Origin of the sequence: Pseudomonas sp. TMW 2.1634, assembly GCF_001703595.1 — a bacterium.
Lineage (GTDB): Bacteria > Pseudomonadota > Gammaproteobacteria > Pseudomonadales > Pseudomonadaceae > Aquipseudomonas > Aquipseudomonas fragi.
Window position 1 is genome coordinate 2,735,790 of record NZ_CP016849.1, and the last position, 24,931, is coordinate 2,760,720.

General features: G+C 59.1%; 24 protein-coding genes. 11 read left to right on the forward strand and 13 right to left on the reverse strand.

What is annotated here, in order from left to right; genetic code table 11:
• Window positions 1-105: 105 nt before the first annotated feature.
• From lepB to lptF, 4 genes are all read right to left on the reverse strand, one after another.
• Window positions 106-960: a signal peptidase I gene (lepB, locus tag BFC21_RS12985; RefSeq protein WP_016781896.1), complete on the reverse strand. Its 855-nt coding sequence runs from the start codon at window positions 958-960 to the stop codon at window positions 106-108.
• A gap of 5 nt (window positions 961-965) precedes the next feature.
• A complete protein-coding gene (gene lepA, locus BFC21_RS12990) occupies window positions 966-2,765 on the reverse strand; it encodes a translation elongation factor 4 (RefSeq protein ID WP_088378062.1) in 1,800 nt (599 codons plus the stop codon).
• A gap of 161 nt (window positions 2,766-2,926) precedes the next feature.
• Complete coding sequence (lptG, locus tag BFC21_RS12995; protein WP_120266204.1) at window positions 2,927-3,988, reverse strand: LPS export ABC transporter permease LptG; 1,062 nt, start codon at window positions 3,986-3,988, stop codon at window positions 2,927-2,929.
• Window positions 3,981-5,099 carry an LPS export ABC transporter permease LptF gene (gene lptF / locus BFC21_RS13000; protein WP_088378064.1) on the reverse strand — a complete coding sequence of 373 codons (1,119 nt, stop codon included), beginning with the start codon at window positions 5,097-5,099 and terminating at the stop codon, window positions 3,981-3,983. The genes lptG and lptF overlap by 8 nt, the downstream gene beginning before the upstream one ends.
• A gap of 309 nt (window positions 5,100-5,408) precedes the next feature.
• Between lptF and BFC21_RS13005 the strand changes: the two genes are divergently transcribed.
• The 5 genes from BFC21_RS13005 (at window position 5,409) to rlmF (ending at window position 11,937) form a co-directional block, all read left to right on the forward strand.
• Window positions 5,409-6,899, forward strand: a complete 1,491-nt coding sequence (locus BFC21_RS13005; RefSeq protein WP_088378065.1) for a leucyl aminopeptidase — start codon at window positions 5,409-5,411, stop codon at window positions 6,897-6,899.
• Between the two features lie 59 nt (window positions 6,900-6,958).
• Complete coding sequence (locus BFC21_RS13010; RefSeq protein WP_088378066.1) at window positions 6,959-7,411, forward strand: DNA polymerase III subunit chi; 453 nt, start codon at window positions 6,959-6,961, stop codon at window positions 7,409-7,411.
• Window positions 7,412-7,418: 7 nt separating this feature from the next.
• Entirely contained in the window at window positions 7,419-7,802 is a 384-nt protein-coding gene (locus BFC21_RS13015; protein ID WP_088378067.1) for a DNA polymerase III subunit chi, read from the forward strand.
• A 172-nt stretch (window positions 7,803-7,974) separates the two neighbouring features.
• Window positions 7,975-10,821, forward strand: coding sequence for a valine--tRNA ligase (locus BFC21_RS13025; RefSeq protein ID WP_088378068.1), 2,847 nt, complete (start codon window positions 7,975-7,977; stop codon window positions 10,819-10,821).
• Between the two features lie 99 nt (window positions 10,822-10,920).
• The gene (rlmF, locus tag BFC21_RS13030; protein ID WP_088378069.1) at window positions 10,921-11,937 is read left to right on the forward strand and encodes a 23S rRNA (adenine(1618)-N(6))-methyltransferase RlmF; all 1,017 of its coding nucleotides are present in this window, start codon (window positions 10,921-10,923) and stop codon (window positions 11,935-11,937) included.
• 233 nt (window positions 11,938-12,170) lie between these two features.
• On the opposite strand, the gene BFC21_RS13035 is transcribed toward rlmF, so the two are convergent.
• Window positions 12,171-12,452: an HU family DNA-binding protein gene (locus tag BFC21_RS13035; protein WP_003440137.1), complete on the reverse strand. Its 282-nt coding sequence runs from the start codon at window positions 12,450-12,452 to the stop codon at window positions 12,171-12,173.
• Between the two features lie 386 nt (window positions 12,453-12,838).
• On the opposite strand from BFC21_RS13035, the gene yejK reads away from it, so the two are divergent.
• Both yejK and BFC21_RS13045 read left to right on the forward strand, forming a co-directional pair.
• Complete coding sequence (yejK, locus tag BFC21_RS13040; protein WP_016781887.1) at window positions 12,839-13,843, forward strand: nucleoid-associated protein YejK; 1,005 nt, start codon at window positions 12,839-12,841, stop codon at window positions 13,841-13,843.
• Window positions 13,843-14,193, forward strand: a complete 351-nt coding sequence (locus tag BFC21_RS13045) for a glutaredoxin family protein (protein WP_088378070.1) — start codon at window positions 13,843-13,845, stop codon at window positions 14,191-14,193. The genes yejK and BFC21_RS13045 overlap by 1 nt, the downstream gene beginning before the upstream one ends.
• Before the next feature lie 115 nt (window positions 14,194-14,308).
• Here the strand turns inward: BFC21_RS13045 and BFC21_RS13050 are convergent, their stop codons facing one another.
• The 4 genes from BFC21_RS13050 to BFC21_RS13065 all read right to left on the reverse strand — a co-directional run bounded on the left by BFC21_RS13050 (window position 14,309) and on the right by BFC21_RS13065 (window position 17,079).
• Window positions 14,309-14,578: a GIY-YIG nuclease family protein gene (locus BFC21_RS13050; protein ID WP_095004747.1), complete on the reverse strand. Its 270-nt coding sequence runs from the start codon at window positions 14,576-14,578 to the stop codon at window positions 14,309-14,311.
• Window positions 14,575-15,045 carry a nuclear transport factor 2 family protein gene (locus BFC21_RS13055; protein WP_088378071.1) on the reverse strand — a complete coding sequence of 157 codons (471 nt, stop codon included), beginning with the start codon at window positions 15,043-15,045 and terminating at the stop codon, window positions 14,575-14,577. The genes BFC21_RS13050 and BFC21_RS13055 overlap by 4 nt, the downstream gene beginning before the upstream one ends.
• Before the next feature lie 65 nt (window positions 15,046-15,110).
• Window positions 15,111-16,430 carry a CynX/NimT family MFS transporter gene (locus tag BFC21_RS13060; RefSeq protein ID WP_088378072.1) on the reverse strand — a complete coding sequence of 440 codons (1,320 nt, stop codon included), beginning with the start codon at window positions 16,428-16,430 and terminating at the stop codon, window positions 15,111-15,113.
• A complete protein-coding gene (locus tag BFC21_RS13065; RefSeq protein ID WP_088378073.1) occupies window positions 16,420-17,079 on the reverse strand; it encodes a FadR/GntR family transcriptional regulator in 660 nt (219 codons plus the stop codon). The genes BFC21_RS13060 and BFC21_RS13065 overlap by 11 nt, the downstream gene beginning before the upstream one ends.
• A 165-nt stretch (window positions 17,080-17,244) precedes the next feature.
• Here BFC21_RS13065 and BFC21_RS13070 point away from each other — a divergent pair, with 165 nt between their 5' ends.
• Window positions 17,245-17,556: a type II toxin-antitoxin system MqsR family toxin gene (locus BFC21_RS13070; protein WP_088378074.1), complete on the forward strand. Its 312-nt coding sequence runs from the start codon at window positions 17,245-17,247 to the stop codon at window positions 17,554-17,556.
• Window positions 17,553-18,023 carry a type II toxin-antitoxin system MqsA family antitoxin gene (locus BFC21_RS13075; protein ID WP_016781880.1) on the forward strand — a complete coding sequence of 157 codons (471 nt, stop codon included), beginning with the start codon at window positions 17,553-17,555 and terminating at the stop codon, window positions 18,021-18,023. The genes BFC21_RS13070 and BFC21_RS13075 overlap by 4 nt, the downstream gene beginning before the upstream one ends.
• Before the next feature lie 43 nt (window positions 18,024-18,066).
• On the opposite strand, the gene BFC21_RS13080 is transcribed toward BFC21_RS13075, so the two are convergent.
• From BFC21_RS13080 to BFC21_RS13095, 4 genes are all read right to left on the reverse strand, one after another.
• On the reverse strand, window positions 18,067-18,831 hold the full coding sequence (locus tag BFC21_RS13080; protein ID WP_016781879.1) for an amino acid ABC transporter ATP-binding protein: 765 nt from the start codon (window positions 18,829-18,831) through the stop codon (window positions 18,067-18,069).
• A gap of 12 nt (window positions 18,832-18,843) precedes the next feature.
• Window positions 18,844-19,941, reverse strand: a complete 1,098-nt coding sequence (locus BFC21_RS13085; RefSeq protein WP_088378075.1) for an amino acid ABC transporter permease — start codon at window positions 19,939-19,941, stop codon at window positions 18,844-18,846.
• A 10-nt stretch (window positions 19,942-19,951) separates the two neighbouring features.
• Window positions 19,952-21,133, reverse strand: coding sequence for an amino acid ABC transporter permease (locus BFC21_RS13090; RefSeq protein WP_016781877.1), 1,182 nt, complete (start codon window positions 21,131-21,133; stop codon window positions 19,952-19,954).
• 65 nt (window positions 21,134-21,198) lie between these two features.
• The gene (locus tag BFC21_RS13095; protein WP_086798597.1) at window positions 21,199-22,230 is read right to left on the reverse strand and encodes an amino acid ABC transporter substrate-binding protein; all 1,032 of its coding nucleotides are present in this window, start codon (window positions 22,228-22,230) and stop codon (window positions 21,199-21,201) included.
• 420 nt (window positions 22,231-22,650) lie between these two features.
• Between BFC21_RS13095 and BFC21_RS13105 the strand changes: the two genes are divergently transcribed.
• Window positions 22,651-23,307: an alpha/beta hydrolase gene (locus BFC21_RS13105; RefSeq protein ID WP_016781875.1), complete on the forward strand. Its 657-nt coding sequence runs from the start codon at window positions 22,651-22,653 to the stop codon at window positions 23,305-23,307.
• An 86-nt stretch (window positions 23,308-23,393) separates the two neighbouring features.
• Window positions 23,394-24,896, forward strand: a complete 1,503-nt coding sequence (gene rhlB, locus BFC21_RS13110) for an ATP-dependent RNA helicase RhlB (RefSeq protein WP_088378076.1) — start codon at window positions 23,394-23,396, stop codon at window positions 24,894-24,896.
• Window positions 24,897-24,931: the final 35 nt, after the last annotated feature.

A 24,931-nucleotide genomic window follows, 5' to 3' on the forward strand; every position in this document is an offset into this window, starting at 1 on the left:
CACACTTAACGCTTTGTTCAAATCCACATCCTGAATACTCAGGCGCGCGACTTGTTTCGCACACCTGAAAAGCAATCGGCGCTGTTATAAACAGCGCCGTTTTGGCTACTTGATCAGACCAACCCGCGAGAAGTTCGGCAGGTTGCTCGCCTTGGGTTCCGGCCAGCTCATCCAAACAGCGAAGGCCTTGCCGACAATGTTCTTGTCGGGAACCATGCCCAGCTCGTCTTTGGGAATGTTCGGATCATCCCAGTAACGGCTGTCGTTCGAATTGTCGCGGTTGTCGCCCATCATGAAGTAATGCCCGGCCGGAACCGTCCACTCCTTGTCAGGCGGCGCACGATAGCGGCTCATTTCCTTGCGGATCATGTGCTCGACTTCGCCCAGCTTCTCTTTGTACAACTCGGCACTGCCCAGGGTTCCAGGCTCGGCCTTGACCAGTTGCTCGGCAACCAGCTGGTCGTTGACATACAGATGCTTGTCACTGGTGTAGCGGATCTTGTCGCCCGGCAGGCCAACTACACGCTTGATGTAGTTGACTGTCGGATCGCTTGGATAGCGAAACACCATCACATCGCCCCGCTTCGGATCACCCACTTCGATGATTTTCGTGTCCAGAACCGGCAAACGGATCCCGTACGAAAATTTGTTCACCAAAATGAAGTCGCCCACATCCAGGGTCGGTTTCATCGAGCCGGACGGAATCTGGAAAGGCTCAACCAGAAACGAACGCAACACCAGCACGATAAACAACACCGGAAAGAACGACTTGCCGTATTCAACCAGCAGCGGTTCCTTGTTGAGCTTTTCGACGACCTGCATATCAACCGGCGTAACGCTGGCTTGATAGTTGGCAATGGCCTTGCGCCGGCGCGGAGCCAGGAAGACCACATCGAGCAGCGCCAGCAAACCGCACACGGCAACAGCAATGACCAGCAACAGCGGGAAATTTAGTGACATAGGACCTAGCTATCCAAACGGAGCACTGCAAGGAAGGCTTCTTGTGGAATTTCCACGTTGCCCACTTGCTTCATGCGTTTTTTACCGGCTTTCTGCTTTTCCAACAGCTTGCGCTTACGGCTAACGTCACCACCGTAGCATTTGGCCAGTACGTTCTTTCTGAGAGCCTTGACGGAGGTCCGTGCAATGATCTGCCCGCCAATGGCGGCCTGGATCGCGACGTCGAACATCTGGCGCGGAATCAGTTCTTTCATCTTCTCGGTCAACTGGCGACCTTTGTAGTGCGCGTTTTCCTTGTGCACGATCAGGGCCAGCGCATCTACCTTGTCACCGTTGATCAACACATCGAGCTTGACCAGATTAGCCGACTGGTAGCGATCGAAGTGGTAATCAAGCGAAGCATAGCCGCGACTGGTGGATTTGAGACGGTCGAAGAAGTCCAGGACCACTTCGTTCATCGGCAAATCGTAGGTCACTTGCACCTGGCTACCCAGGAACAACATGTCGTGCTGCACGCCACGTTTTTCAATGCACAGGGTAATGACGTTACCCAGGTGCTCCTGAGGCACAAGAATGTTGGCACGCACGATTGGCTCGCGCATGTCTTCAATCATGGAAAGATCAGGCAGCTTGGACGGGTTGTCGACGTAAATCGTTTCACCGGTCTTGAGCAGCAACTCAAAAATTACGGTTGGCGCAGTGGTGATCAGGTCCAGGTTGTACTCGCGCTCCAGGCGCTCCTGAATGATCTCCATGTGCAGCATGCCGAGGAAGCCGCAACGGAAGCCGAAGCCCAGTGCGTCAGAGCTTTCTGGCGTGTATTGCAGCGAAGAATCGTTCAGCGTCAGCTTTTGCAGCGCGTCACGGAAGTCTTCAAAGTCATCGGAGCTGACCGGGAACAGGCCCGCATACACCTGAGGCTGAATACGCTTGAAACCGGGCAGTACATCAACATCCGGCGTCGAGCTCAAGGTCAGGGTATCGCCCACTGGCGCACCGTGAATGTCCTTGATACCGGCGATGATGAAACCTACTTCACCGGCTTTCAGGTCGGCAGTGGCGGTGTGTTTCGGGTTGAATACACCGACGCTGTCCACCAGGTGGATCTTGCCGGTGGACTTGACCAGAATCTTGTCGCCCTTTTTCACGCGGCCGTGGCGCACGCGAACCAGGGACACAACGCCCAGGTAGTTGTCGAACCAGGAGTCGATGATCAACGCTTGCAGCGGGTCTTCGATATTGCCGGTCGGCGCAGGAATGGTGTGTACCAGGCGCTCAAGCACCTCGTCCACGCCCAGGCCGGTCTTGGCGCTGCAGGTCACGGCATCAGTGGCGTCGATGCCAATGATTTTTTCGATCTCTTCTTTAACACGATCAGGATCGGCCTGTGGCAGGTCGATCTTGTTCAGAACCGGCATCACTTCCAGGCCCTGCTCGATCGCGGTGTAGCAGTTGGCTACGGACTGGGCTTCTACGCCCTGCCCCGCATCGACCACCAGCAAGGCACCTTCACAGGCCGCCAGGGAGCGACTGACTTCGTAGGTGAAGTCAACGTGGCCCGGGGTGTCAATGAAGTTCAACTGGTAGGTTTTGCCGTCTTTGGCCGTGTAATACAAGGTGACGCTGTGGGCCTTGATGGTGATCCCGCGCTCACGCTCGAGGTCCATGGAGTCCAGTACCTGGGCTTCCATTTCGCGGGCAGTCAGGCCACCGCACATCTGGATAAAACGATCGGCCAGCGTCGACTTGCCATGGTCAATGTGGGCGATGATGGAGAAATTGCGGATATGACTCAGATCACTCACGGGTCAACACTCAAAAAAGTCGCAGGCAGACTGCCCGCCGAAAAATAGCCGGGAATTGTACCTGAACATCGCGCCAAGCGTCACGTTCACAGGCCAATGGGCACCTACAAAAAAGCCCCTATCGCGAGATAGAGGCTCTTGATTGACTCAATGACCGCTACTCAACCCGCCCGGCGCAACAACCAGATGCCGGCCACGGCACAGATTGAAGCCGGCAGCAGCACCGCAAACAACGGCGAGAAGCCGAACACCAGGCTCAATGGCCCCAGCAGGTCCTGGGCGATTTTGAAGGTAAACCCCACCAGAACCCCGGTAAACACCCGCTGACCCAGCGTAACAGAGCGCAACGGGCCGAAGATGAAAGATATGGCCATCAACACCAGCGCAGCGGTGACCAGTGGCTGCAACACCTTGACCCAAAAAGCCAGCCAGTAACGGCCGTTGTTCAGGCCCTGGTCCTTGAGGTAGTGGATATAGCTCCACAACCCGGCAATCGACAGCGACTCGGGGGCCATGACCACGGTATTGAGCAACTGCGGGCTCAACGACACGTCCCATTTTTCTTCAGGCGCCTTGACCACTTCGGTGCTGTCGCCGTGAAAAAGGGTGGTGCTCACATCGCTCAACTGCCAGTTGCCCTGGTCGTACTGGGCCTTTTTGGCAAAGCTTGCCGACTGCATCTGGTGATCTTTGTCGAAGCGATAACGGGTGACGCCATAGAGCAGCCCGTCGGGCTGAACCGCGTTGATATGAATGAACTCGTCGCCCTGGCGATGCCACAAGCCATGCTTGGAGCTTTGCGAATCACCACTGCCCTGCGCCAGCGCACGATTGGCCTGGGCCATGCTTTCAGTGGCAGGCACCACATACTCGCCAATCAGCACCCCCACCACCATCAGCACCAGCATCGGCTTCATCACGGCCCAGACGATACGCCCCAGGGACACACCGGCGGCACGCATGATGGTCAGCTCGCTGTTGCTGGCCAGACCGCCCAAACCGATAAGACAACCAATCAAGGCCGCCATCGGCAACATTTCATACATGCGCCGCGGCGCGGTCAGCATGACAAAACTGAACACATCCAGAACTGTGTAGCTGCTGCTGAGGCTGCGCATCTCCTCGATCACGGCAAACAGCAGGGCCAGGCCGAGAATGATCCCCAGCACAGCCAGAATCGCCAACAACACACTGCTACCAATGTAGCGGTCGAGCTTAACCACGGGCCATCTCCTCGGCACTACGGCGACTAGCCAGCTTCAAGCGCAGCGGCTCCCAGTACATCAGCCCCAGGCCAATGACCAGGAACAACCCATGCACCCACCACAGGCCCAGCCCCAGCGGGATCTTGCCATCCTGAAGAAGCCCCTTGCCCCAGGTCAGCATGCTCAGGTAGCTCATATAAAGCAGAATGGCCGGCAACAACTTGAGGAAGCGCCCCTGACGCGGGTTGACTCGCGACAACGGCACCGCGATCAAGGTCACGATAAACACCAGCACAGGGAAGGCAATGCGCCAATGCAACTCGGCGACCACACGAGGGTCCGAGCTGCCTAGCAGGTCCACGGTCGGGATCGCATCGCGGTCTGTCACTTCATTGCTGACTTCGGGCTTGGGCAGCAACACGCCATAGGTGTCGTACTTGATGGCCCGATAGTCGGCCTGCCCCGGGTTGCCGTCATAACGATAGCCATTGTCCAGCACCAGCCAGCGGCTGCCGTCAGGACGCACTTCCTGGCGGCCCTTCTCGGCCAGCAGCACGGAAATGCTGCGGTCCTTGGCTTCCTCACCGAGCTTTTTCTGGGTGATGAACACGCCGGACAAGAGCGAGCGGTCATTGCTCAGCTCCTCGGTGTAGGTCACCCGCGTACCGTCGCTCAACGACTGGAAGCGCCCGGCCTCCAGGGTATCGAACTCGGTCAGGGCATCCTGCTTGTTGAGCAGCAGCTGAAACTCATTGTTGCCCTGCGGAGCCAGGCTCAGGCTGAGCCACGCCACGATCAGCGCCACCAGCGCAGCCGGCGCCATAGTAATGGCAAGCAGGCGCTGGCGACTCATGCCGGTGGCCGACAGCACGGTCATCTCGCTTTCAAGGTACAGGCGCCCGTAGGACAGCAAAATGCCCAGAAACAGCCCCAGCGGCAGGATCAGCTGCATGAAGCCCGGCAGGCGAAAGCCCATGATCAGGAACAAGGAGCCTGGATCCAGGGCGCCAGAGGCGGCCTGGGCCAGGTATTTGATGAAACGACCGCTCATGATGATGACCAGCAGCACAGCGCTGACAGCGCTCAATGTAAGCAGGACTTCGCGGGACAGATAACGGAAGACGATCAAACCAGACACTCCAGGGTCGTCAGGCTAAGGCGGCCAAACAAGCAGCATAACGAGTCGGCCAATACCCCATCATAGATGAGACGGGCCGTCTAAAAAGATGGCGCATTATCCTGTGAATGGCCGCCCCTGTCACTGCGCAGTCTCGAAAGTGCCAAGTTGTAGTTATAGCGGGGTTGTCAGGCTCCTGCGACGGGGTTCAAACTGCCCGCCTTGACGCCCGCCTTGAACACAGGTGAAGCGCTTCTTCTATCTGGCAAACGAACAGTACTGTTTGTGCGCATGTTGACCATTTGATTCAGGGACCCCGACATGGAACTGGTTGTAAAAAGCGTTAGCCCGGAAACGTTGAAAACCGCCACCCTGGTGGTCGCCATCGGCGAAGGCCGCAAGTTGGGCGCCAGCGCCAAAGCCATCGACGAGCTGACCGGCGGCGCCATCAGCGCTGTACTCAAGCGCGGCGACCTGGCCGGCAAGACCGGCCAGAGCCTGCTGCTGCACAGCCTGCCCAACCTCAAGGCCGAACGCGTGCTGCTGCTGGGCACCGGCAAGGACGAAGAACTGGGCGACCGCCCGTTCCGTAAAATCATCAGCGCCGCCCTGAGCGTGCTCAAGGGCCTGGGCGGCAGCGATGCCGTGCTGGCACTGGACGAACTGGTGGTCAAGGGTCGCGACAGCTACAGCAAGACCCGCCTGCTGGCCGAAACCCTGGTAGACGGCGAATACACCTTCGACCGCTTCAAAAGCCAGAAGGCCGAACCCCGCGCCCTGAAAAAAATCACCCTGCTGACCATCAAGGCCGCCCAGGCTGAAGTGCAGCGCGCCGTGACCCACGCCCAGGCCATCGCCGCGGGCATGGCGTTCACCCGTGACCTGGGCAACCTGCCGCCGAACATCTGCCACCCGGTCTTCCTGGCTGAGCAGGCCAAGGACCTGGGCAAGGAATTCAAGGGCCTGAAGGTCGAGATTCTTGACGAGAAGAAAATCAAGGACCTGGGCATGGGCGCGTTCTACGCCGTGGGCCAGGGCAGCGACCAGCCGCCACGCCTGATCGTGATGAACTACGCCGGCGGCAAGAAATCCGAAAAACCGTTCGTGCTGGTCGGCAAGGGCATCACCTTCGACACCGGCGGCATCAGCCTCAAGCCGGGCGCGGGCATGGATGAAATGAAGTACGACATGGGCGGTGCGGCCAGTGTGTTCGGCACCCTGCGCGCCGTACTCGAACTGAAACTGCCGATCAACCTGGTATGCATCCTGGCCTGCGCCGAAAACATGCCAAGCGGCGGCGCGGCGCGTCCGGGCGACATCGTGACGACCATGAGCGGCCAGACGGTCGAAATCCTCAACACCGACGCCGAAGGCCGCCTGGTGCTGTGCGATGCCCTGACCTACGCCGAGCGCTTCAAGCCCCAGGCCGTGATCGACATCGCCACCCTGACCGGCGCCTGCATGGTTGCCCTGGGCGCCCACACCTCGGGCCTGATGGGCAACAACGACGAGCTGATCGGCCAACTGCTGGAAGCCGGCAAGCAAGCCGACGACCGCGCCTGGCAGTTGCCATTGTTCGACGAATACCAGGAGCAACTGGACAGCCCGTTCGCCGACATGGCCAACATTGGCGGGCCTAAAGGCGGCGCCATCACTGCTGGCTGCTTCCTGTCGCGTTTCGCCAAGGCCTACCACTGGGCACACCTGGACATCGCCGGCACCGCATGGGTCAGCGGCGGCAAGGACAAGGGCGCCAGCGGCCGCCCAGTGCCCCTGCTGACCCAGTACCTGCTCGATCGCGCCAACGCTTGAAACTGACAGTCGAAGGCTGCGCCGCCTGACGGCGGCGCAGTCCCGATTCAGGAACCGCAATGACCCCAGCACCCGACACAGAGCTCACCAAGATCGACTTTTATATCCTGCCCAGCGCCGACCCGTCTGCGCGGCTGGATTTTGCCTGCAAGCTCACCGAAAAGGCCTGGCGCCTGGGCCATCGCGTGTACTTGCACTGCACTGACAACGCCCAGCGCCAGGACCTGGATGAACGCCTGTGGCGCTTCAAGGGCGAAAGTTTCGTGCCCCACAGCAACACTGAAGACCAACCCGATGGCGTCGTCGTCATGGGCTGTACCGATGCACCCGCAAGCCATCAGGACTTGCTGATCAACCTGGACCTCAAGGTCCCCGAATTTTTCAAACGCTTCGCCCGTGTGGCCGAAGTCGTGGTCGAAGACCCTGCCGTGCGGCTGGCCGCACGGGAGAGTTTCCGCTTCTACCGCGAACAGGGCTATCCTCTGCAAGACCACAAGCTGCAACGACTCTGAGCCCACGATGGACACTTCCAATTCGCCGCAAAAAGCTGCACACCTGCTTGATGACCTTGAGTCCATTCGCAAGCTGCTTGGCGATGAGGGCCTGCAACCGCCGCTGCTGACGGAGATGGTGGGCGGCGAAGACACGCAGATACCGCTATTGTCCGAAGTCATCAGCGAAGAACCCGAGCCTGCGCAAATACCGCTGGTCGGCATCGCCCCCGCCCCCGTGGCAGAAAAAACCCCCGACGCCCTGCTGGTACATCTGGACAGAGAGCTGCGCACCGCGGCCCAGGCCATCATGCAGGACGTGATCAACGACTTCGCCCCGCATATTGAAACCGAGATCAAGCGCCGCCTCGATGCCCATATGGAGCGCCTGCTCGCACAGCATCAAAGCTGACCCTGCGGGAGCGGGCTTGCTCGCGATTGCAGCGCCTTGATGAACCAGATGCACCGCGTTGCCCGTATCGCGAGCAAGCCCGCTCCCACAACAGCAATAGGTTCCCCGCGCAGTCCCACCCCGCTATACTTGTCGGCTTTCCTGAATTAATGCCAATAGGGTCCCGCCGCGCATGGATAAGACCTACCAGCCGCACGCCATTGAAACTTCCTGGTACAAAACCTGGGAAGAAGAGAATTATTTTGCCCCGCAAGGCGCGGGCGACCCGTACACCATCATGATTCCGCCGCCGAACGTCACCGGCAGCCTGCACATGGGTCACGGTTTCAACAACGCGATCATGGACGCCCTGATCCGTTTCCGCCGCATGCAGGGTCGCAACACCCTGTGGCAGCCGGGCACCGACCACGCCGGTATCGCCACCCAGATGCTGGTCGAGCGTCAGATCGAAGCACAGGGTCTGAACCGCCACGACCTGGGTCGCGAAAAATTCCTCGATAAAATCTGGGAATGGAAAGACCAATCCGGTGGCAATATCAGCCGTCAGATCCGTCGCCTTGGCTCGTCCGTAGACTGGAGCCGCGAGCGTTTCACCATGGACGACGGCCTGTCCGAAGCCGTGAAAGAAGCATTCGTGCGCCTGCACGAAGACGGCCTGATCTATCGCGGCAAGCGTCTGGTCAACTGGGACACCAAGCTGCACACCGCAATTTCCGACCTTGAAGTGGAAAACCACGACGAGAAAGGCTTCCTGTGGAACCTGCGCTACCCGCTGGCAGACGGCGCCAAAACCGCCGAAGGCCTGGACTACCTGGTGGTTGCCACCACTCGTCCGGAAACCATGCTGGGCGATGCCGCCGTAGCCGTTAACCCGCAAGACGAGCGCTACAAGGCCCTGATCGGCAAGTTCGTCGAGCTGCCACTGGTGGGCCGCCGCATCCCGATCATCGCGGACGACTACTGCGACCCTGAATTCGGCACCGGCTGCGTGAAAATCACCCCGGCCCACGATTTCAACGACTACGAAGTCGGCAAGCGCCACAACCTGCCGCTGCTCAACATCTTCGACAAAAACGCCGCGGTGCTGCCTGCAGCCCAGGTGTTCAACCTCGACGGCACGTTGAACGAGTCCATCGACGGTACCCTGCCAGCCAAGTACGCAGGCCTGGACCGCTTCGAGGCGCGCAAGCAAATCGTTGCTGATTTCGAAGCCGCCGGCCTGCTGGTCAGCGTTGACGATCACGCCCTGAAAGTGCCGAAAGGCGACCGCTCCGGCACCGTGATCGAGCCGTGGCTGACCGACCAGTGGTATGTATCAACCAAGCCCCTGGCAGAACCTGCCATTGCTGCGGTTGAAGACGGCCGCATCGCGTTCGTGCCTAAACAGTACGAAAACATGTACTTCTCGTGGATGCGCGACATCCAGGACTGGTGCATCAGCCGTCAACTGTGGTGGGGCCACCGCATTCCGGCCTGGTACGACGAGTCGGGCAAGGTCTATGTAGGCCGCGACGAAGCCGAAGTCCGCGCCAAGCACAACCTGGGCCCGGACGTTGCGCTGCAACAGGACAACGACGTGCTCGACACCTGGTTCAGTTCGGGCCTGTGGACGTTCTCCACCCTGGGCTGGCCGGAAAAAACCGAAGCACTGAAAACCTTCCACTCCACTGACGTGCTGGTTACCGGTTTCGACATCATTTTCTTCTGGGTTGCCCGGATGATCATGCTCACCATGCACCTGGTGAAAAACGAAGACGGCACCCCGCAAGTTCCGTTCAAGACCGTGTATGTACACGGCCTGGTACGTGACGGTCAGGGCCAGAAGATGTCCAAGTCCAAGGGCAACGTCCTGGACCCGCTGGACATCATCGACGGCATCGAACTCGAAGACCTGGTGGCCAAACGCACCACCGGCCTGATGCAGCCAAAACTGCTGAAGAAGATCGAGAAGCAGACCCGCGACGAATTCGCCGACGGCATCGCCAGCTACGGCACCGACGCCCTGCGCTTCACGTTCTGCTCGCTGGCGTCCACCGGTCGTGACATCAAGTTCGACATGGGCCGCGTCGAAGGCTATCGCAACTTCTGCAACAAGATCTGGAACGCCGCACGCTATGTGCTGGACAAGGGTGAGGACTGCGGCCAGAACGGCGAAGCCTACGAACTGTCCCTGGCTGACCGCTGGATCATCTCGCAGTTGCAACGCACCGAAGCCGAAGTGACCCGTCACCTCGACCAGTTCCGTTTTGACCTGGCGGCACAAGCGCTGTACGAGTTCATCTGGAACCAGTACTGCGACTGGTACCTGGAGCTGTCCAAGCCTGTGCTGTGGGACGAAAACGCCCCGGTAGAGCGTCAGCGCGGCACCCGCCGTACGCTGGTGCGTGTACTGGAAGTGGCCCTGCGCCTGGCGCATCCGTTCATGCCATTCATCACCGAAGAAATCTGGCAGCGCATCGCGCCGCTGGCCGGCGTTGAAGGCAAGACCATCATGCTGCAGCCGTGGCCGGTACCGAACGAGGCGCGCATCGACCAGGCCGCCGAAGACGATATCGAATGGCTCAAGGGCCTGATGCTCGGCACGCGCAACATCCGTGGCGAAATGAACATTGGCCCGGGCAAGCCGTTGCAGCTGTACCTGAAAAACGTCAGCAGCGAAGACCAGCGCCGTTTGACCGAGAACGATGCCTTGCTCAAAAAGCTGGCTAAACTCGAATCGATCACCGTGCTGCAAGACGGTGCCGAAGCCCCTCTGTCTGCCACCGCTCTGGTTGGTGAGATGGAAGTGCTGGTGCCGATGGCCGGCCTGATCGACAAAGATGCAGAGCTGGCGCGTCTGGACAAGGAAATCCAGCGCCTGAACGGCGAAGTGGCGCGAGTAGGCGGCAAATTGTCGAATGCCGCGTTCGTTGACAAGGCTCCGGCCGAAGTCATCGAGAAAGAACGTGCCAAGTTGGCCGAAGCCGAACAGGCCTTGAGCAAACTGGCAGACCAGCACGCGCGGATTTCCAGCCTGTAAAAACGCTGCGCACCTGATCGCGGGCAAGGCCGCTCCCGCAGGGTTTTAACTCTGCAGGAGCGGCCTTGCCCGCGATTGCTTTTGTGGAATGAATTGAACATGACTACCCCTCGCACTTCCAAAGCCACACGCCACAAGCCCAAGGCTGCCAGCGATGCCAAACCGGTCGAGCCGCGCGTCAAGCCCAGCCTGCACCCGCGCAACCGCCACCAGGGCCGCTATGACTTCCCGCAGCTGATTTCGGTGTGCCCGGAGCTGGCCGAGTTCGTCATCATCAACCCGTATGGCAAAGAGAGCATCGACTTCGCCAACCCGGATGCCGTGCGTGTATTCAACCGCGCGTTGCTCAAGGCGTTCTATGGTATCGCCCACTGGGACATTCCGGCTGACTACCTGTGCCCGCCTGTGCCGGGTCGCGCTGACTACGTGCACTTTCTGGCCGACCTGCTGGCCACCATGAACGATGGCGTCATCCCGCGCGGTCCGAGCGTGCGCGTGCTGGACATCGGCATGGGTGCAAACTGCGTGTACCCGCTGATTGGTCACAGCGAATACCGCTGGCAGTTCCTGGGCACCGAAGTTGACCCTACCGCCGTTAAAGCGGCCAAGGCGATCGTGCAGTCCAACGGTTTGAACAAAGCCATCAGCCTGCGCCTGCAACCCGATCCGAAGAAGATCCTGCTGGACGTGCTGGACAGCGCCGAGCGTTTTGACCTGAGCATGTGCAACCCGCCGTTTCATGCGTCTATCGACGAAGCCACGCGCGGCAGCGAACGTAAATGGCGTGCACTGGGCAAGGCTGATCCCAAGCGCAAACTGCCGGTACTGAACTTTGGCGGTCAGGCTGCTGAATTGTGGTGCGAAGGTGGCGAGCAGCGCTTTGTGACCCAACTGATTCGTGAAAGCGTGCAAGTGGGCCGTCAGGTGCTGTGGTTCAGCGTGCTGGTGTCCAAGGCGTCCAACTTGCCGGCGATCCAGACGGCACTGAAAAAAGCCGGCGTACGCGAAAGCCAGGTGGTCGACATGTCACAGGGCAACAAGCAAAGCCGCTTTGTCGCCTGGACATTCCATGACAAAGAGCAGCAACAGCTGTGGCGCGAGAAGAACTGGAAGTAAGCCTGTAAATACGCAAAACCTCGTAGCAGCTGTCGAGCTGCGCGAGGCTGCGTCCGGTGGCGATGCCGTCGTGAACCCTGCCCCCCGGTTTTCCTGAAAAACGGGGGCAGCTGAATCTACGACGGCTTCGCCGCCGAACGCAGCCTCGTTCCTACGGCAGCTGCTACAGGAAGAGCGGGCATAAAAAAGCCGCGCTTCGGAGTGATCCGAAGCGCGGCTTTTTTACAGCAGTCTTACTTGTTAACAGCGTCAGTCAGGCCTTTGGCCACAACGAGCTTGATAACTTTTTTGGCTGCGATTTCGATGGCTGCGCCAGTCGAAGGGTTACGGCCAGTACGGGCAGGACGCTCAGTCACTTTCAGTTTGCCAATACCTGGCAGAGTGATTTCGCCGCCATTTTCCAATTGATCAGCAACGATCTGGGCCAGTTGGTCCAGAGCGTTACGCGCGGTAGTTTTCGGCGCGTCGATAGCTTCAGCGATATCGGCGATCAGTTGGTCTTTAGTAATAGCCATTGAGATGTTCCTTCCCTATCAAATTCATTTGGTTTGCAGAGTGCAATGTCAGCCATCGAGCCAGATCTCAAGGGTCTGGCACACCCGCCAGCTTTCACGACGAATCGCGGATGTAGATAGCTAAAACGGGGTTTGGTTCGACCTGACACATGCTGAATGCACGCTTTGCGCCGTTTCCGAGCGCAAGACCGGGCAAAACTAGCACAGAGACGGGTAAATATCCGCCTCTACCTGGGCTTTTGGTCAGCTTTATCGCCTTAAAACCGTAAAAAACCGCTCCAGGGCGCCCTCCAGCCCCCCAAACTGCGACCCGGGGCTCAGGTGCGGTACACTTGGCGCCTTTGCGGGGTGTGCACCCTGCCCTCTCATTACACACCGAGAAGCCCATGCCGATCCGTCATTGCATCGTCCATTTGATTGACAAAAAACCCGACGGTACGCCCGCTGTCCTCCATGCACGTGACTCCGAACTGGCCGAGTCCCAAGCCATCGAGAACATGCTCGCAGACCTGAACGAAAGCTATAACGCCAAGCAAGGCAAAGCCTGGGGGTTTTTCCATGCCGAGTCCGGTGCGCACCCGTTCAGCGGCTGGCTCAAGGAATACCTCGATGGCGGTAAAGACTTCACCGCCTTCAGCCGCGTGGCCGTCGAGCATCTGCAAAAGCTGATGGAAGAGTCCAACCTCTCGGCCGGCGGTCATGTGCTGTTTGCCCATTACCAGCAAGGCATGACCGACTACCTGGCCATCGCCCTGCTGCACCACAGCGAAGGCGTGGCGGTGACCTCGGAGCTGGACGTGACCCCGTCGCGCCACCTGGACCTTGGCCAGTTGCACCTGGCTGCGCGGATCAATATCTCCGAGTGGCAGAACAACAAACAGTCCAAGCAGTACATTTCGTTTATCAAAGGCAAAAACGGCAAAAAAGTTTCGGAATACTTCCGCGACTTTATCGGCTGCCAGGAAGGCGTCGACGGCCCGGGCGAAACCCGTACCCTGCTCAAGGCCTTCAGCGACTTCGTAGAGAGCGAGGATCTGCCGGAAGAGTCCGCCCGGGAAAAAACCAAGACCCTGGTCGACTATGCCAGCAGCCAGGCAAAAATCGGCGAACCGATGGGCCTCGAAGAGTTGTCCGAGCTGATCGACGAAGAACGCCCCAAGGCCTTCTACGACCATATCCGTAACAAAGACTACGGCCTGTCGCCGGAGATTCCGGCGGACAAACGCACCCTCAATCAGTTCCGTCGCTTCACCGGGCGCGCTGAGGGGCTGTCTATCAGCTTTGAGGCCCACCTGCTGGGCTCCAAGGTGGAATTCGACGAAGAAGCCGGCACGCTGGTGATCAAGGGCCTGCCGACCCAACTGCTCGACCAGCTCAAGCGCAGCAAGTAATGCTCAACGGGATCCTGAAAAAAGTCCTGTTTGTTCTGGTGGTGGTGGTCATCTTTCAGAACTGGGGCAAGATCGAGCGCGTGCTCAACCCTTCAGGGGTCGTGTCCGAGCAAACCCGGGCCAGTGCCCGGGTGGTGCTGTACGCCACCGAGTGGTGTGGCTACTGCAAGGCGACGCGGCGGTTTCTGGATGAAAAAGGCATTCCGTTCAAGGAATTCGATATCGACAAGGACGCCAGCGCCCGCCAGGCCTACGAGGCGTTGGGCGGGCGTGGCATTCCGATACTGGATGTGAATGGCACGCTGATTCGCGATTTCAAGCCCGATGCGATATTGGCGGCGTTGAAATAAGTCGGGGCAACTGTTTAATTTCAGTGGGAGCGGGCTTGCCCGCGATTGTATCTGTGCGGTTTGCCTGGCTGACCGCAGCGCCGGCATCGCGAGCAAGCCCGCTCCCACACGAAAATCACTCCAGCTTCTGGCTTTGCACCAGGCACTCCTTGGCACTCTTCCTGAGCTTCTTGATCAGGCGCTCCTGACGCAGGGCTTCCCCCTTGTCCGGCCAGGACTCCACATACACCAGCGCCACTGCCGGGCTTGAAGCAAAAAAACGCGCGCCTTTGCCTGTTTGATGCTTGGCAAAACGGCGCACCGGGTCATCGCTGATACCGCAATACAAAGAGCCATTGGCGGCTCGCACAAGGTACACAAACCAGGGTTTTTCGCTCACCTTCAGCGGCTGCCCTGAAAGGCCTTGAGCCCTTTTTTGGCCTGTGCCCGGATGGCGTTCTGCACCAGCGGTGTCCACCCCAACAGCAAACCCTTGAGGCCCAGTGCCTGACGCGACCAGCGCCACAGGTCGAAGTGATCGTGATGCTCGCAAATCTTGCCGTCACGAAACACAAAGCGCGCCTGGATATCATTGACCACCGTGGCCCCGGTCTGGCCAAACACATAGGTGGCCACCCAGTGCGCGCTGCCGCGCTGGCTGTCGGCCTGAACCTGATCGAAGGTGAGGCTGAAGTCCTTGGCCCGCGAAGTCAGCATGCGCCACATGTCGGCAGCGTTTTGGCCACGCAGTTCGCCAAACACCGGGTCGCTGAACACCACGTCGGCGGTGTAGCAATCAGCCATTGCCTGGGCATCAAGCCGCTGGAAGGCCTGGTAGAAACGAGTGATCAATGCTTGATGGTCCTGGCTCATGGCAGGCTCCGTGCGGGTCAGTAATGCGAGCACGATAATCTGCCATGAGCAGAAACACTATGGCCTCAGATTTTCTCGCTTTGCACATTCACATACAACGAGCGCCCGGCACCCAGCCCGGCGATGATCGCGCCCAGGCCGATAACGGCAAAAATCCAGCCCAATGCACTCCAGCCACCGGTCACTTCATGCACTACCCCAACGGCCAGCGGACCCATCGACGCCACGGTGTAACCAATGCCTTGGGCCATGCCCGACAGGTTGGCCGCAACATGGGCATCACGCGAACGCAGCACGATCAAGGTCAAGGCCAGGCTGAACGTGCCGCCCTGCCCCAGGCCCAGCACAATCGCCCAGCCCCACAAGCCGTCGATGGGTGCATAAAGGCAGCCAAACAGCCCGGCCAGGGTCATGCCCATGACCAGCACGATGGCCAGCCGTTGATCCTTGCCCCGCGTGGCCAGCCAGGGCGCCGTCAGCGCGGTGATCAATTGCACGATCACCGAGCCCGACATCACCAGCCCTGCCTGGGTAGGTGTCAGGCCGCGACCAATAAGAATCGAAGGCAACCAGCCAAACACAATGTAGGACAACGAGGATTGCAGGCCCATATACAGCGTCACTTGCCAGGCCAGCGGATCGCGCAACAAGCCGCGCACGCGATACGCCACATTGTGGGTGCCCTGGCGCTTGCCCACTTGCGGCAGCCAGAACATCATCGCCAGCAATGCGGGCAAGGCCCAGAACCCCAGTCCCATTGCCCAGCTCTGCCCCAGTGACTCGCTAAGTGGCACCGTGGCCCCCGCTGCCAGCGCCGCTCCCAGGCACAAGGCCATTGTGTAGACCCCGGTCATGGTTCCGGCATGCCCGGCGAAGTCACGCTTGATGATACCCGGCAGCAGCACCCCGATAACGCCAATACTGGCTCCGGCCAGAATGCTACCGGCGAACAGCCCCACCTCACCCAGGCAACTGCGCAGAACAATGCCGCCGCCCAGCGTCAGCAAAATACCCAGCACCACCCGCTCTGTACCAAAACGCCGCGCCAGGATTGGCGCCAGCGGTGCGAACAGGCCCAGGCACAGTACCGGCAAAGTGGTCAGCAGCCCCGCCTGCGCCGCCGACAGGCCCAGTTTGTCCGAGACCTCACCCAGCAACGGCGCCATGCTCGACAATGCCGGGCGCAAGTTCAGCGCCACCAGCACCAGCCCCAACAGCAGCAACCACGGGCGCAACACCACGGGTGGTGTGTGTGGCACTTGCTCGTCGTCGGCTTCGGCGTCGATCAGCAAGTCTTCCAGCTCATCGAGGTGACGCACGGGTTCGACGCTGGCGTTGGCAATTGACGAGGGGTGGCTCATGGCGTGCTCCGGCTCAAGGTTCATTGATCAACGTCCGGCACAGCGCCATGGCCCGTTGCGGGTTTTGTTGTTCTACGGCTTGCAGCAGTTCGACGTGCAGGTCGAACACCTTTTGGCGACGCGGGTGAACATCCATCGTCTTGCGCAAATGATGGGTCACAACGCTTGCGGTGTAGCGGTACAGCTCGCTCAAGGCCGGGTTGTGGGCGGCATCGATCAACCGCTGGTGAAACACCAGGTCGCAGCCAATATAGGCATCGAGCTCACCGTGATAGTGCTGGCCACTGGCATCGAGCGCCTGATGCAACAGGCGCAGGTCTTCGTCGGTGCGGCGCAAGGCCGCCAGGCCAACGGCTTCGACCTCGATGATGTGACGCATCTCCCGCCCCTGCTCCAGAGAACAGGATGACAACGCACGCAGGGTGTCCATCGGGTCGACACGGCCACGCAGGTAACTGCCATCGCCCTGGCGAATCTCGATCAGCCCGGCAAATGCCAGTACGCGCATGGCCTCACGCACAGTGTTGCGACTGATGTTCAGTTGCGTGGCCAGCTCGGGCTCGGTCGGCAAACGCTGCCCGACCTCCCAGGTACCGTTGTTTATTCGCGCGCGCAACTGCTCAAGGGCCTGGTCGACCAACGAGCGTTTGATGATGGGGGAAGCATCTGTCATTGAATTCGCCTTTTCATCCAATCATAGGATGAATTTTCCTACATGTTATCCAGACACCTCTATGCAGGCAATCAACTACAGATTTAGAACCCCCAAAAAACGTTTATTAATCATTGAACAAAAAACCCTTTAAGGGTAATTTAAGGCATGCCGAGGCGACCTCTTATGGAAAAGAAAACACCTCACTACAACCTCCAGTGCATTCAAGCCGATGTACAGCGGCTGGGCGCGGTAGCGTTCACCAAAAACGCACTGGATGGCGGACGGACAATGGGCCTGACCCTCGCACAGATGCAGCGGGTCATTGCCTCCCTTGAGCGCAGGGCGTTGTACAAATCGATGTCGACCCACGCCGACCACAAGGTCTGGCAGGACGTCTACCACGCACACGCATGCGGTCTGGCCATTTATATCAAGGTGACCTATCGCCCCAGTGGAGGGCCGCCAGTCATCGCCTTCAAGGAGAAAGACTTATGAGCAAACATGACTGCTACAGCTGCGGGGCCGCCAATGCGATGCAAGCCTTCAAGGGCCGCAGTTTCAATGTGAACTTCAAGCAATTGAACCGCATGGTCCATAGCTTGGCCGGGCGCGAATGCTCCGCGTGTGCAGAGATCGAATTCGATGCCCCCAGCGCAGAACGCTATGCCCAGGCCGGTGACGAACTGATCGAAGATGCCAAGCGGGTGATGGCAGAAGAGATGAAACGGATTAGACGCAAGCTGCACTTCACCCAAAAAAGTGCCGTGCAGTTGCTCTCGGGGGGCGGCCACAATGCCTTCAGCCGTTATGAACGGGCCGAGGTGGAACCCCCTAAACCCTTGTTTGTGCTGATGCGCCTGCTTGACCGTCATCCCGAACTGGTCCGGGAGCTGCAAGCCATCAACGAGTGCGCAGACATCAACGCGCTGCTGGTGCAAAAACAACAGCAGCGCGAAATCTGACACCTTTGCTTTGTAGCCGCTGACGAGCGGCTACAAGCCCCGATCAATGCAAAATTTGATTGAGGAACAGTTTGGTCCGGTCATTTTGCGGGTTGTCGAAGAAGTCATTCGGAGCGGCCTCCTCGACGATTTCACCTTTATCCATAAAGATCACCCGGTTGGCCACGGTGCGGGCAAAGCCCATTTCGTGGGTCACGCAGAGCATGGTCATGCCGTCTTCAGCCAGGCCGATCATGGTGTCCAGCACCTCCTTGACCATCTCCGGGTCAAGTGCCGATGTCGGTTCATCGAACAGCATGATTTTCGGCTTCATGCACAACGCCCGGGCAATCGCTACACGCTGCTGCTGGCCACCTGATAACTGCCCCGGGAACTTGTGCGCCTGCTCCGGAATCCGTACACGCTCCAGATAATGCATGGCAATTTCTTCAGCCTTGCGCCGGGGCATCTTGCGCACCCACATTGGTGCCAGGGTGCAGTTCTGCAGGATGGTCAGGTGCGGGAACAGGTTGAAGTGCTGGAACACCATGCCCACTTCTCGGCGCACGGTTTCGATCTGCTTGATGTCGTTGGTCAGCTCCACGCCATCCACCACGATGCGGCCCTGCTGGTGTTCTTCCAGACGGTTGATGCAGCGGATGGTGGTCGACTTGCCCGAGCCCGAAGGCCCGCACAATACAATGCGCTCGCCCGGCTGCACGTTAAGGTTGATGTCCTTGAGCACATGGAACTGGCCGTACCACTTATTGACGCCCTGCATCTGGATAATGCCTTCAGCGCTTGCAGGTTTTTTGATTGCTTCACTCATGTCGCACTACTCCTAACGCTTGTGGCCAGTGTCCAGCTTGTGCTCCAGATGCATGGAGTAGCGGGACATACCGAAACAGAAAATCCAGAACACCAATGCTGCAAACACATAGCCTTCAGTGGCCATGCCCAGCCATTTGGGGTCGGCGGCGGCCTGCTTGACGCTGTTGAGCAGGTCGAACAAGCCGATGATGATCACCAGGCTGGTGTCCTTGAACAGGGCAATAAAGGTGTTGACGATGCCGGGGATCACCAGCTTCAGGGCCTGCGGCAATATCACCAGGCCCATGCTGCGCCAGTAGCCCAGGCCCATCGCCGCAGCCGCCTCGTACTGCCCCTTGGGAATGGCTTGCAGACCACCGCGCACCACTTCAGCCACATACGCCGACTGAAACAGGATCACGCCGATCAAGGCCCGCAGCAGTTTGTCGAAGTTCATGCCCTCGGGCAGAAACAGCGGCAACATCACCGAGGACATGAACAGCACGGTAATCAGCGGCACACCGCGCCAGAACTCGATAAAGGTCACGCACACCACACGAATGGCCGGCATGTCCGAACGTCGGCCCAACGCCAGCAAGATCCCCAATGGCAAGGCACCGGCAATACCCACCGTGGCAATGACCAGGGTCAGCATCAGGCCGCCCCACTGGCTGGTAGCCACGTTGGCCAGGCCAAAATAGCCGCCGTGCAGCAAGGTGTACGCCAGGATCGGGTACAGCACCAGAAAGCCCAGGCCATAGATCGCCTTGTGCTTGAAGCGCGAGATAAACAACGGCGCGGCGCCCACCACCGCCAGCCACACGGTCAGGTCAACGCGCCAGCGCAGTTCGGGCGGGTAATAGCCGTACATGAACTGGCCAAAACGCTGCTCGATAAACACCCAGCAGGCGCCCTCTTTGGTGCAATCAGCCTGGGTGCTGCCCACCCAGTTGGCATCGACAATCGTCCAGCTCAGCAGCGGCGGCACGATCAGCCAGACCAGGTAAAAGGCAAACAGGGTCAGCAGGGTGTTGAGCCAACTGGAAAACAGATTGGCCCGTGCCCAGGCGACAATGCCGATGCGGTTGCCCGGCGGCGGCATGTCGGGTTTGAAAACATGAGTGGTCATAGTCCCGTCCTCATCGCTCGATCAGCGCAATACGCGTGTTGTACCAATTCATCAGCAGCGAAATGCTGATGCTGATGGCCAGGTACACGCTCATGGTGATGGCAATGACTTCAATCGCTTGCCCGGTCTGGTTGAGTACCGTACCGGCAAACAGTGAAACCATTTCTGGGTAGCCGATGCCCGCCGCCAGGGACGAGTTTTTCACCAGGTTCAGGTATTGGCTGGTCAATGGCGGAATGATTACCCGCAACGCTTGCGGGATGATCACCTTGCGCAACGTCGGCCCCGGGCGCAGCCCCAGGGAACGGGCGGCTTCGGTCTGGCCGTGGCTGACCGACTTGATCCCCGATCGCACGATTTCGGCAATAAAGGCTGCGGTGTAAACCGTCAACGCAATGGTCAACGCCAGCAGTTCCGGGATCAGCACCCAGCCACCAACAAAGTTGAAGCCCTTGAGCTGTGGCATTTCCCAATGCACCGGGGTGCCGAACAGCAGTACGCACAGGCCCGGGATCGCCAGCAGCAGGAACAGCCCGACCCAGAACTTGTGGAACGGTTCGCCGGTGTCTTCGAAACGCTTGTTGGCCCGGCGGACCATCAGCACCACAGCCACGATCGCCAGCACCACACTGGCCACAAACGGCCAGAAGGCCTCTGTGCCCACAGCGGCCGGCATGTTCAGGCCACGGCTGCTCATATAGAAGGTGTCCGCGAAGTTGTGGCTGTTGCGTGGCCCCGGCATGGTCAGAAAGACCGCGAAGTACCAGAACAGGATTTGCAGCAAGGGCGGGATATTGCGAAAGACCTCGACATACACCGTGGCCAGCTTGCTGATCATCCAGTTCGACGACAAACGCGCCACACCGATGATAAAACCCAGGATTGTGGCCAGGACAATACCAATCACAGACACCAGCAAGGTGTTGAGCAAACCGATCAAAAAGACCCGGGCGTAACTGTCAGACTCGGTGTAATCAATCAGATGTTGCGCAATGCCAAACCCGGCACTGCGCTCAAGAAAGTCAAAACCCGACGTGATGCCGCGATGTTGCAGATTGGTCTGGGTATTGTTGAACAAGTACCAGCCCAGGAAGACCACCAGCGCGACGGTGACGATCTGAAACAACCACGCACGCACGCGGGGATCGCCAAGGCTGAGCCTGGGCTTGGGTGCGCCGACTTTAATATGCATGAGGTGCCCCTAACATTGGATCAGACAACATCACCCGGCAGTTGGCCTGCCGGGTGAAAGGGCTATCAGCGCACTGGGGGTGCGTATTGAATGCCGCCGTTATTCCACAAAGCGTTCAGCCCGCGGTCGATGGCCAGAGGAGTGCTTTTGCCGAGGTTTTTCTCAAAGACTTCGCCGTAGTTGCCCACCTGGCTGACGATCTGCACCACCCAGTCTTTTGGCAGTTTCAGGTCTTTGCCGTATTCGCCGTCAGCACCCAGCAAGCGGGCCACGTCCGGGTTTTTGGTAGACTTGGCTTCAGCCACGACGTTTTTCGAAGTGATGCCGGCTTCTTCAGCATTGAGCATGGCGAACAGGGTCCACTTCACGATGCTGAACCAGTCTTCGTCGCCCTTGCGCACCACAGGGCCCAGGGGCTCCTTGGAGATGGTTTCAGGCAACACGACATAGTCGTTCGGGTTCGCCAGTTTGCTGCGCTGGGCGTAGAGCTGCGACTTGTCGGAGGTCAATACGTCGCAACGGCCGCTTTCCAGCGACTTGGCGCTTTCATCGGAAGTGTCGAAAGTGATCGGGGTGTACTTGAGGTTGTTGGCGCGGAAGTAATCCGACACGTTCAACTCGGTAGTCGTACCGGCCTGGATGCAGATGGTTGCACCGTCCAGTTCCTTGGCGCTTTTTACACCCAGCTTGTTGTTGACCAGAAAGCCAACACCGTCGTAATAGGTGACACCGGCAAACACCATGCCCATGCCCGCATCACGGGAGCTGGTCCAAGTGGTGTTGCGCGACAGTACGTCCACTTCGCCCGATTGCAGTGCGGTGAAGCGCTCCTTGGCGTTCAGCTGGCTGAACTTGACCTTGGTGGCATCGCCAAATACGGCGGCGGCCACTGCACGGCACACATCGGCATCGATGCCCATGATCTTGCCGTCCTTGTCAGGTACCGAAAAACCCGGCAAGCCGTCGCTCACGCCACATTGCACAAAACCTTTCTTTTTAACGCTGTCCAGGGTTGCGCCGGCGTGGGCAAAACCACTGGCACTTAATAACACGATGGCTGCTGTGGCCAAAGCCAGGGTGGATTTCAACTGCTTCATTCAAACCTCCAGTGCTGCTTTTTTTGTGTTTGAACAAGACCCGCCGCCCCCTTGTGAGGCACTGTTGACCCGTGTCGGCTTTTTTTTGGGTCAAGCGGCATAAGCCTTGAGCGATGGGTGCATCGCACGAACCGTCAAACTGAAGCGCTCACTTGAGCTGTTGAATTCCTTGTCTAACTTCAACCTCGGGATTTTTGCAGTCCCCCCTTCGGCAGTAGCCTGTTAGTGTTACCGCCCAAGGGGATTGCATTCACGTCCCTGTCCACATAGCAAAGCGCGTACCACTCCTGCGGCTTAAGTAAGTTCAGTAGGAAATGCAGGAAAAAACGTTCAAGCACGCGACATAATCTGTAACTTTTAGCCGATCAAGCACACTTGTAGCGCACCCGGTTTGCGCACACGCACAATGATGGAGCAGCCATGACCCAACCACTGATCATCCACCCCCAAAAGACCGCCGACAGCTGTGTTATCTGGCTCCACGGCCTGGGTGCCGACCGCTATGACTTCATGCCGGTCGCCGAGATCCTGCAACAATCGTTGCTGACCACCCGTTTTGTCCTGCCCCAGGCGCCGACCCGCGCCGTGACCATCAATGGCGGTTATGCCATGCCCAGCTGGTATGACATCAAGGCCATGAGCCCGGCCCGCTCGATCAGCGAAGAAGAACTCGAAGAGTCGGCCGACATGGTCATTGGCTTGATCGAAGCCCAGCGCCAGAGCGGCATCGACGCCAACCGGATCTTCCTTGCCGGTTTTTCCCAGGGCGGCGCCGTGGTGTTCCATACCGCTTACCTGAAATGGCAAGGCCCGCTGGGTGGCGTTATTGCCCTTTCCACCTACGCCCCGACGTTCAGCGACACCCTGCCCTTGTCGGCCAGCCAGCAACGGATCCCGGCCTTGTGCCTGCACGGGCAGCATGACGATGTAGTACAAAACGCTATGGGCCGTACGGCTTATGAGCGCTTAAAGGCTGCAGGTGTTTCGGTTACATGGCAGGAGTACCCAATGGGCCATGAAGTGTTACCAGAAGAAATTCACGATATCGGCACCTGGCTGGCGAAACGCCTGAGCTAAAACCGTAACATCCTGTCGTTCACTACACGCCGAGCACGCGACTTGCATTACACTGCCCGGCGTACACTCCTTAACCAACTGATGAGATGACCGTGCTCAAAGCACTCAAAAAAATATTCGGTAAAAGCGAGGCTGAGCCGCTCGCGCCAGCATCCATTACACCTTCGAGCGACGCCAGGGCGCGAACCGACGCGCAACAGCCTGACCGTCCTGCTCACGTTCCAGCTCCCGCTCCTGCGCCGGTGAACACCCCTGACGCACAGCCCGCTGCCGAACAACCGCCTGTCGAAAAACCAAAAATTGCCAAGCCTCGGCGTGCGGCGGCCCCCAAGCCACCGGTCATTCCCTGGAAACTCGAAGACTTCGCCGTCGAGCCGCAAGAAGGCAAGGTCCGCTTTCATGACTTCAAGCTCGCCCCCGAACTGATGCACGCCATCCAGGACCTGGGGTTCCCGTACTGCACACCGATCCAGGCGGGTGTGCTGGGCTACACCCTGGGCGGCCGTGACGCCATTGGCCGCGCCCAGACCGGCACGGGCAAAACCGCTGCGTTCCTGATCTCGATCATCAGCCAGTTGACGCAGACCCCACCGCCCAAAGAGCGTTACATGGGCGAACCGCGTGCGCTGATCATCGCCCCGACCCGCGAACTGGTGGTGCAGATTGCCAAGGACGCAGCCGACCTGACCAAGTACACCGACCTCAACGTCATGACGTTCGTGGGCGGCATGGACTTCGACAAGCAGCTCAAGCAGCTTGAAGCCCGGCATTGCGACATCCTGGTGGCCACACCGGGCCGTCTGCTGGACTTCAACCAGCGCGGCGAAGTGCATCTGGACATGGTCGAAGTGATGGTGCTCGACGAAGCCGACCGCATGCTGGACATGGGCTTTATCCCGCAAGTACGTCAGATCATTCGTCAGACACCGCCAAAGGCCGAACGCCAAACGCTGTTGTTCTCCGCGACCTTTACCGAGGATGTGATGAACCTGGCCAAGCAATGGACCACCGACCCGGCCATCGTCGAGATCGAATCGGTCAACGTCGCCAGCGACATGGTCGAGCAGCACGTCTATGCCGTTGCCGGTGCCGACAAGTACAAGTTGCTGTTCAACCTGGTCAACGACAACGGTTGGGAACGGGTGATCGTGTTCGCCAACCGCAAGGACGAAGTGCGCCGTATCGAAGAGCGCCTGGTGCGTGATGGCATTAACGCCGCCCAGTTGTCGGGTGACGTGCCACAGCACAAGCGCATCAAGACGCTCGAAGGTTTTCGTGAAGGCAAGATTCGCGTACTGGTGGCCACGGACGTGGCCGGTCGAGGGATTCACATCGACGGTATCAGCCATGTGATCAACTTCACCCTGCCTGAAGTGCCGGATGACTATGTACACCGCATTGGCCGTACCGGCCGTGCGGGTGCCAGCGGTGTGTCGATCAGCTTTGCCGGTGAGGACGACTCGTATCAGTTGCCCTCGATCGAAGCCCTGCTGGGCCGCAAGATCAGCTGCGAAACGCCACCGACCGAGCTGCTGCGCCCTGTGGTGCGGGTTGTGCGCAAGCCGCAGGAGCCGACTGCAACGGCCTGATCCCCTGTGGGAGCGGGCTTGCTCGCGATGCCAGC

What these genes read in the sequence shown, in the direction of transcription:
- BFC21_RS13105 (WP_016781875.1), top strand. Translation starts at nt 22,651, where the DNA reads ATGACCCAACCACTGATCATCCACCCCCAAAAGACCGCCGACAGCTGT.
- BFC21_RS13085 (WP_088378075.1), bottom strand. Translation starts at nt 19,941, where the DNA reads ATGACCACTCATGTTTTCAAACCCGACATGCCGCCGCCGGGCAACCGC.
- BFC21_RS13045 (WP_088378070.1), top strand. Translation starts at nt 13,843, where the DNA reads ATGCTCAACGGGATCCTGAAAAAAGTCCTGTTTGTTCTGGTGGTGGTG.
- BFC21_RS13015 (WP_088378067.1), top strand. Translation starts at nt 7,419, where the DNA reads ATGGACACTTCCAATTCGCCGCAAAAAGCTGCACACCTGCTTGATGAC.
- BFC21_RS13095 (WP_086798597.1), bottom strand. Translation starts at nt 22,230, where the DNA reads ATGAAGCAGTTGAAATCCACCCTGGCTTTGGCCACAGCAGCCATCGTG.
- BFC21_RS13080 (WP_016781879.1), bottom strand. Translation starts at nt 18,831, where the DNA reads ATGAGTGAAGCAATCAAAAAACCTGCAAGCGCTGAAGGCATTATCCAG.
- BFC21_RS13010 (WP_088378066.1), top strand. Translation starts at nt 6,959, where the DNA reads ATGACCCCAGCACCCGACACAGAGCTCACCAAGATCGACTTTTATATC.
- lepB (WP_016781896.1), bottom strand. Translation starts at nt 960, where the DNA reads ATGTCACTAAATTTCCCGCTGTTGCTGGTCATTGCTGTTGCCGTGTGC.
- BFC21_RS13075 (WP_016781880.1), top strand. Translation starts at nt 17,553, where the DNA reads ATGAGCAAACATGACTGCTACAGCTGCGGGGCCGCCAATGCGATGCAA.
- BFC21_RS13025 (WP_088378068.1), top strand. Translation starts at nt 7,975, where the DNA reads ATGGATAAGACCTACCAGCCGCACGCCATTGAAACTTCCTGGTACAAA.
- BFC21_RS13055 (WP_088378071.1), bottom strand. Translation starts at nt 15,045, where the DNA reads ATGAGCCAGGACCATCAAGCATTGATCACTCGTTTCTACCAGGCCTTC.
- BFC21_RS13035 (WP_003440137.1), bottom strand. Translation starts at nt 12,452, where the DNA reads ATGGCTATTACTAAAGACCAACTGATCGCCGATATCGCTGAAGCTATC.
- BFC21_RS13005 (WP_088378065.1), top strand. Translation starts at nt 5,409, where the DNA reads ATGGAACTGGTTGTAAAAAGCGTTAGCCCGGAAACGTTGAAAACCGCC.
- yejK (WP_016781887.1), top strand. Translation starts at nt 12,839, where the DNA reads ATGCCGATCCGTCATTGCATCGTCCATTTGATTGACAAAAAACCCGAC.
- BFC21_RS13060 (WP_088378072.1), bottom strand. Translation starts at nt 16,430, where the DNA reads ATGAACCTTGAGCCGGAGCACGCCATGAGCCACCCCTCGTCAATTGCC.
- BFC21_RS13090 (WP_016781877.1), bottom strand. Translation starts at nt 21,133, where the DNA reads ATGCATATTAAAGTCGGCGCACCCAAGCCCAGGCTCAGCCTTGGCGAT.
- BFC21_RS13070 (WP_088378074.1), top strand. Translation starts at nt 17,245, where the DNA reads ATGGAAAAGAAAACACCTCACTACAACCTCCAGTGCATTCAAGCCGAT.
- rlmF (WP_088378069.1), top strand. Translation starts at nt 10,921, where the DNA reads ATGACTACCCCTCGCACTTCCAAAGCCACACGCCACAAGCCCAAGGCT.
- rhlB (WP_088378076.1), top strand. Translation starts at nt 23,394, where the DNA reads ATGACCGTGCTCAAAGCACTCAAAAAAATATTCGGTAAAAGCGAGGCT.
- BFC21_RS13065 (WP_088378073.1), bottom strand. Translation starts at nt 17,079, where the DNA reads ATGACAGATGCTTCCCCCATCATCAAACGCTCGTTGGTCGACCAGGCC.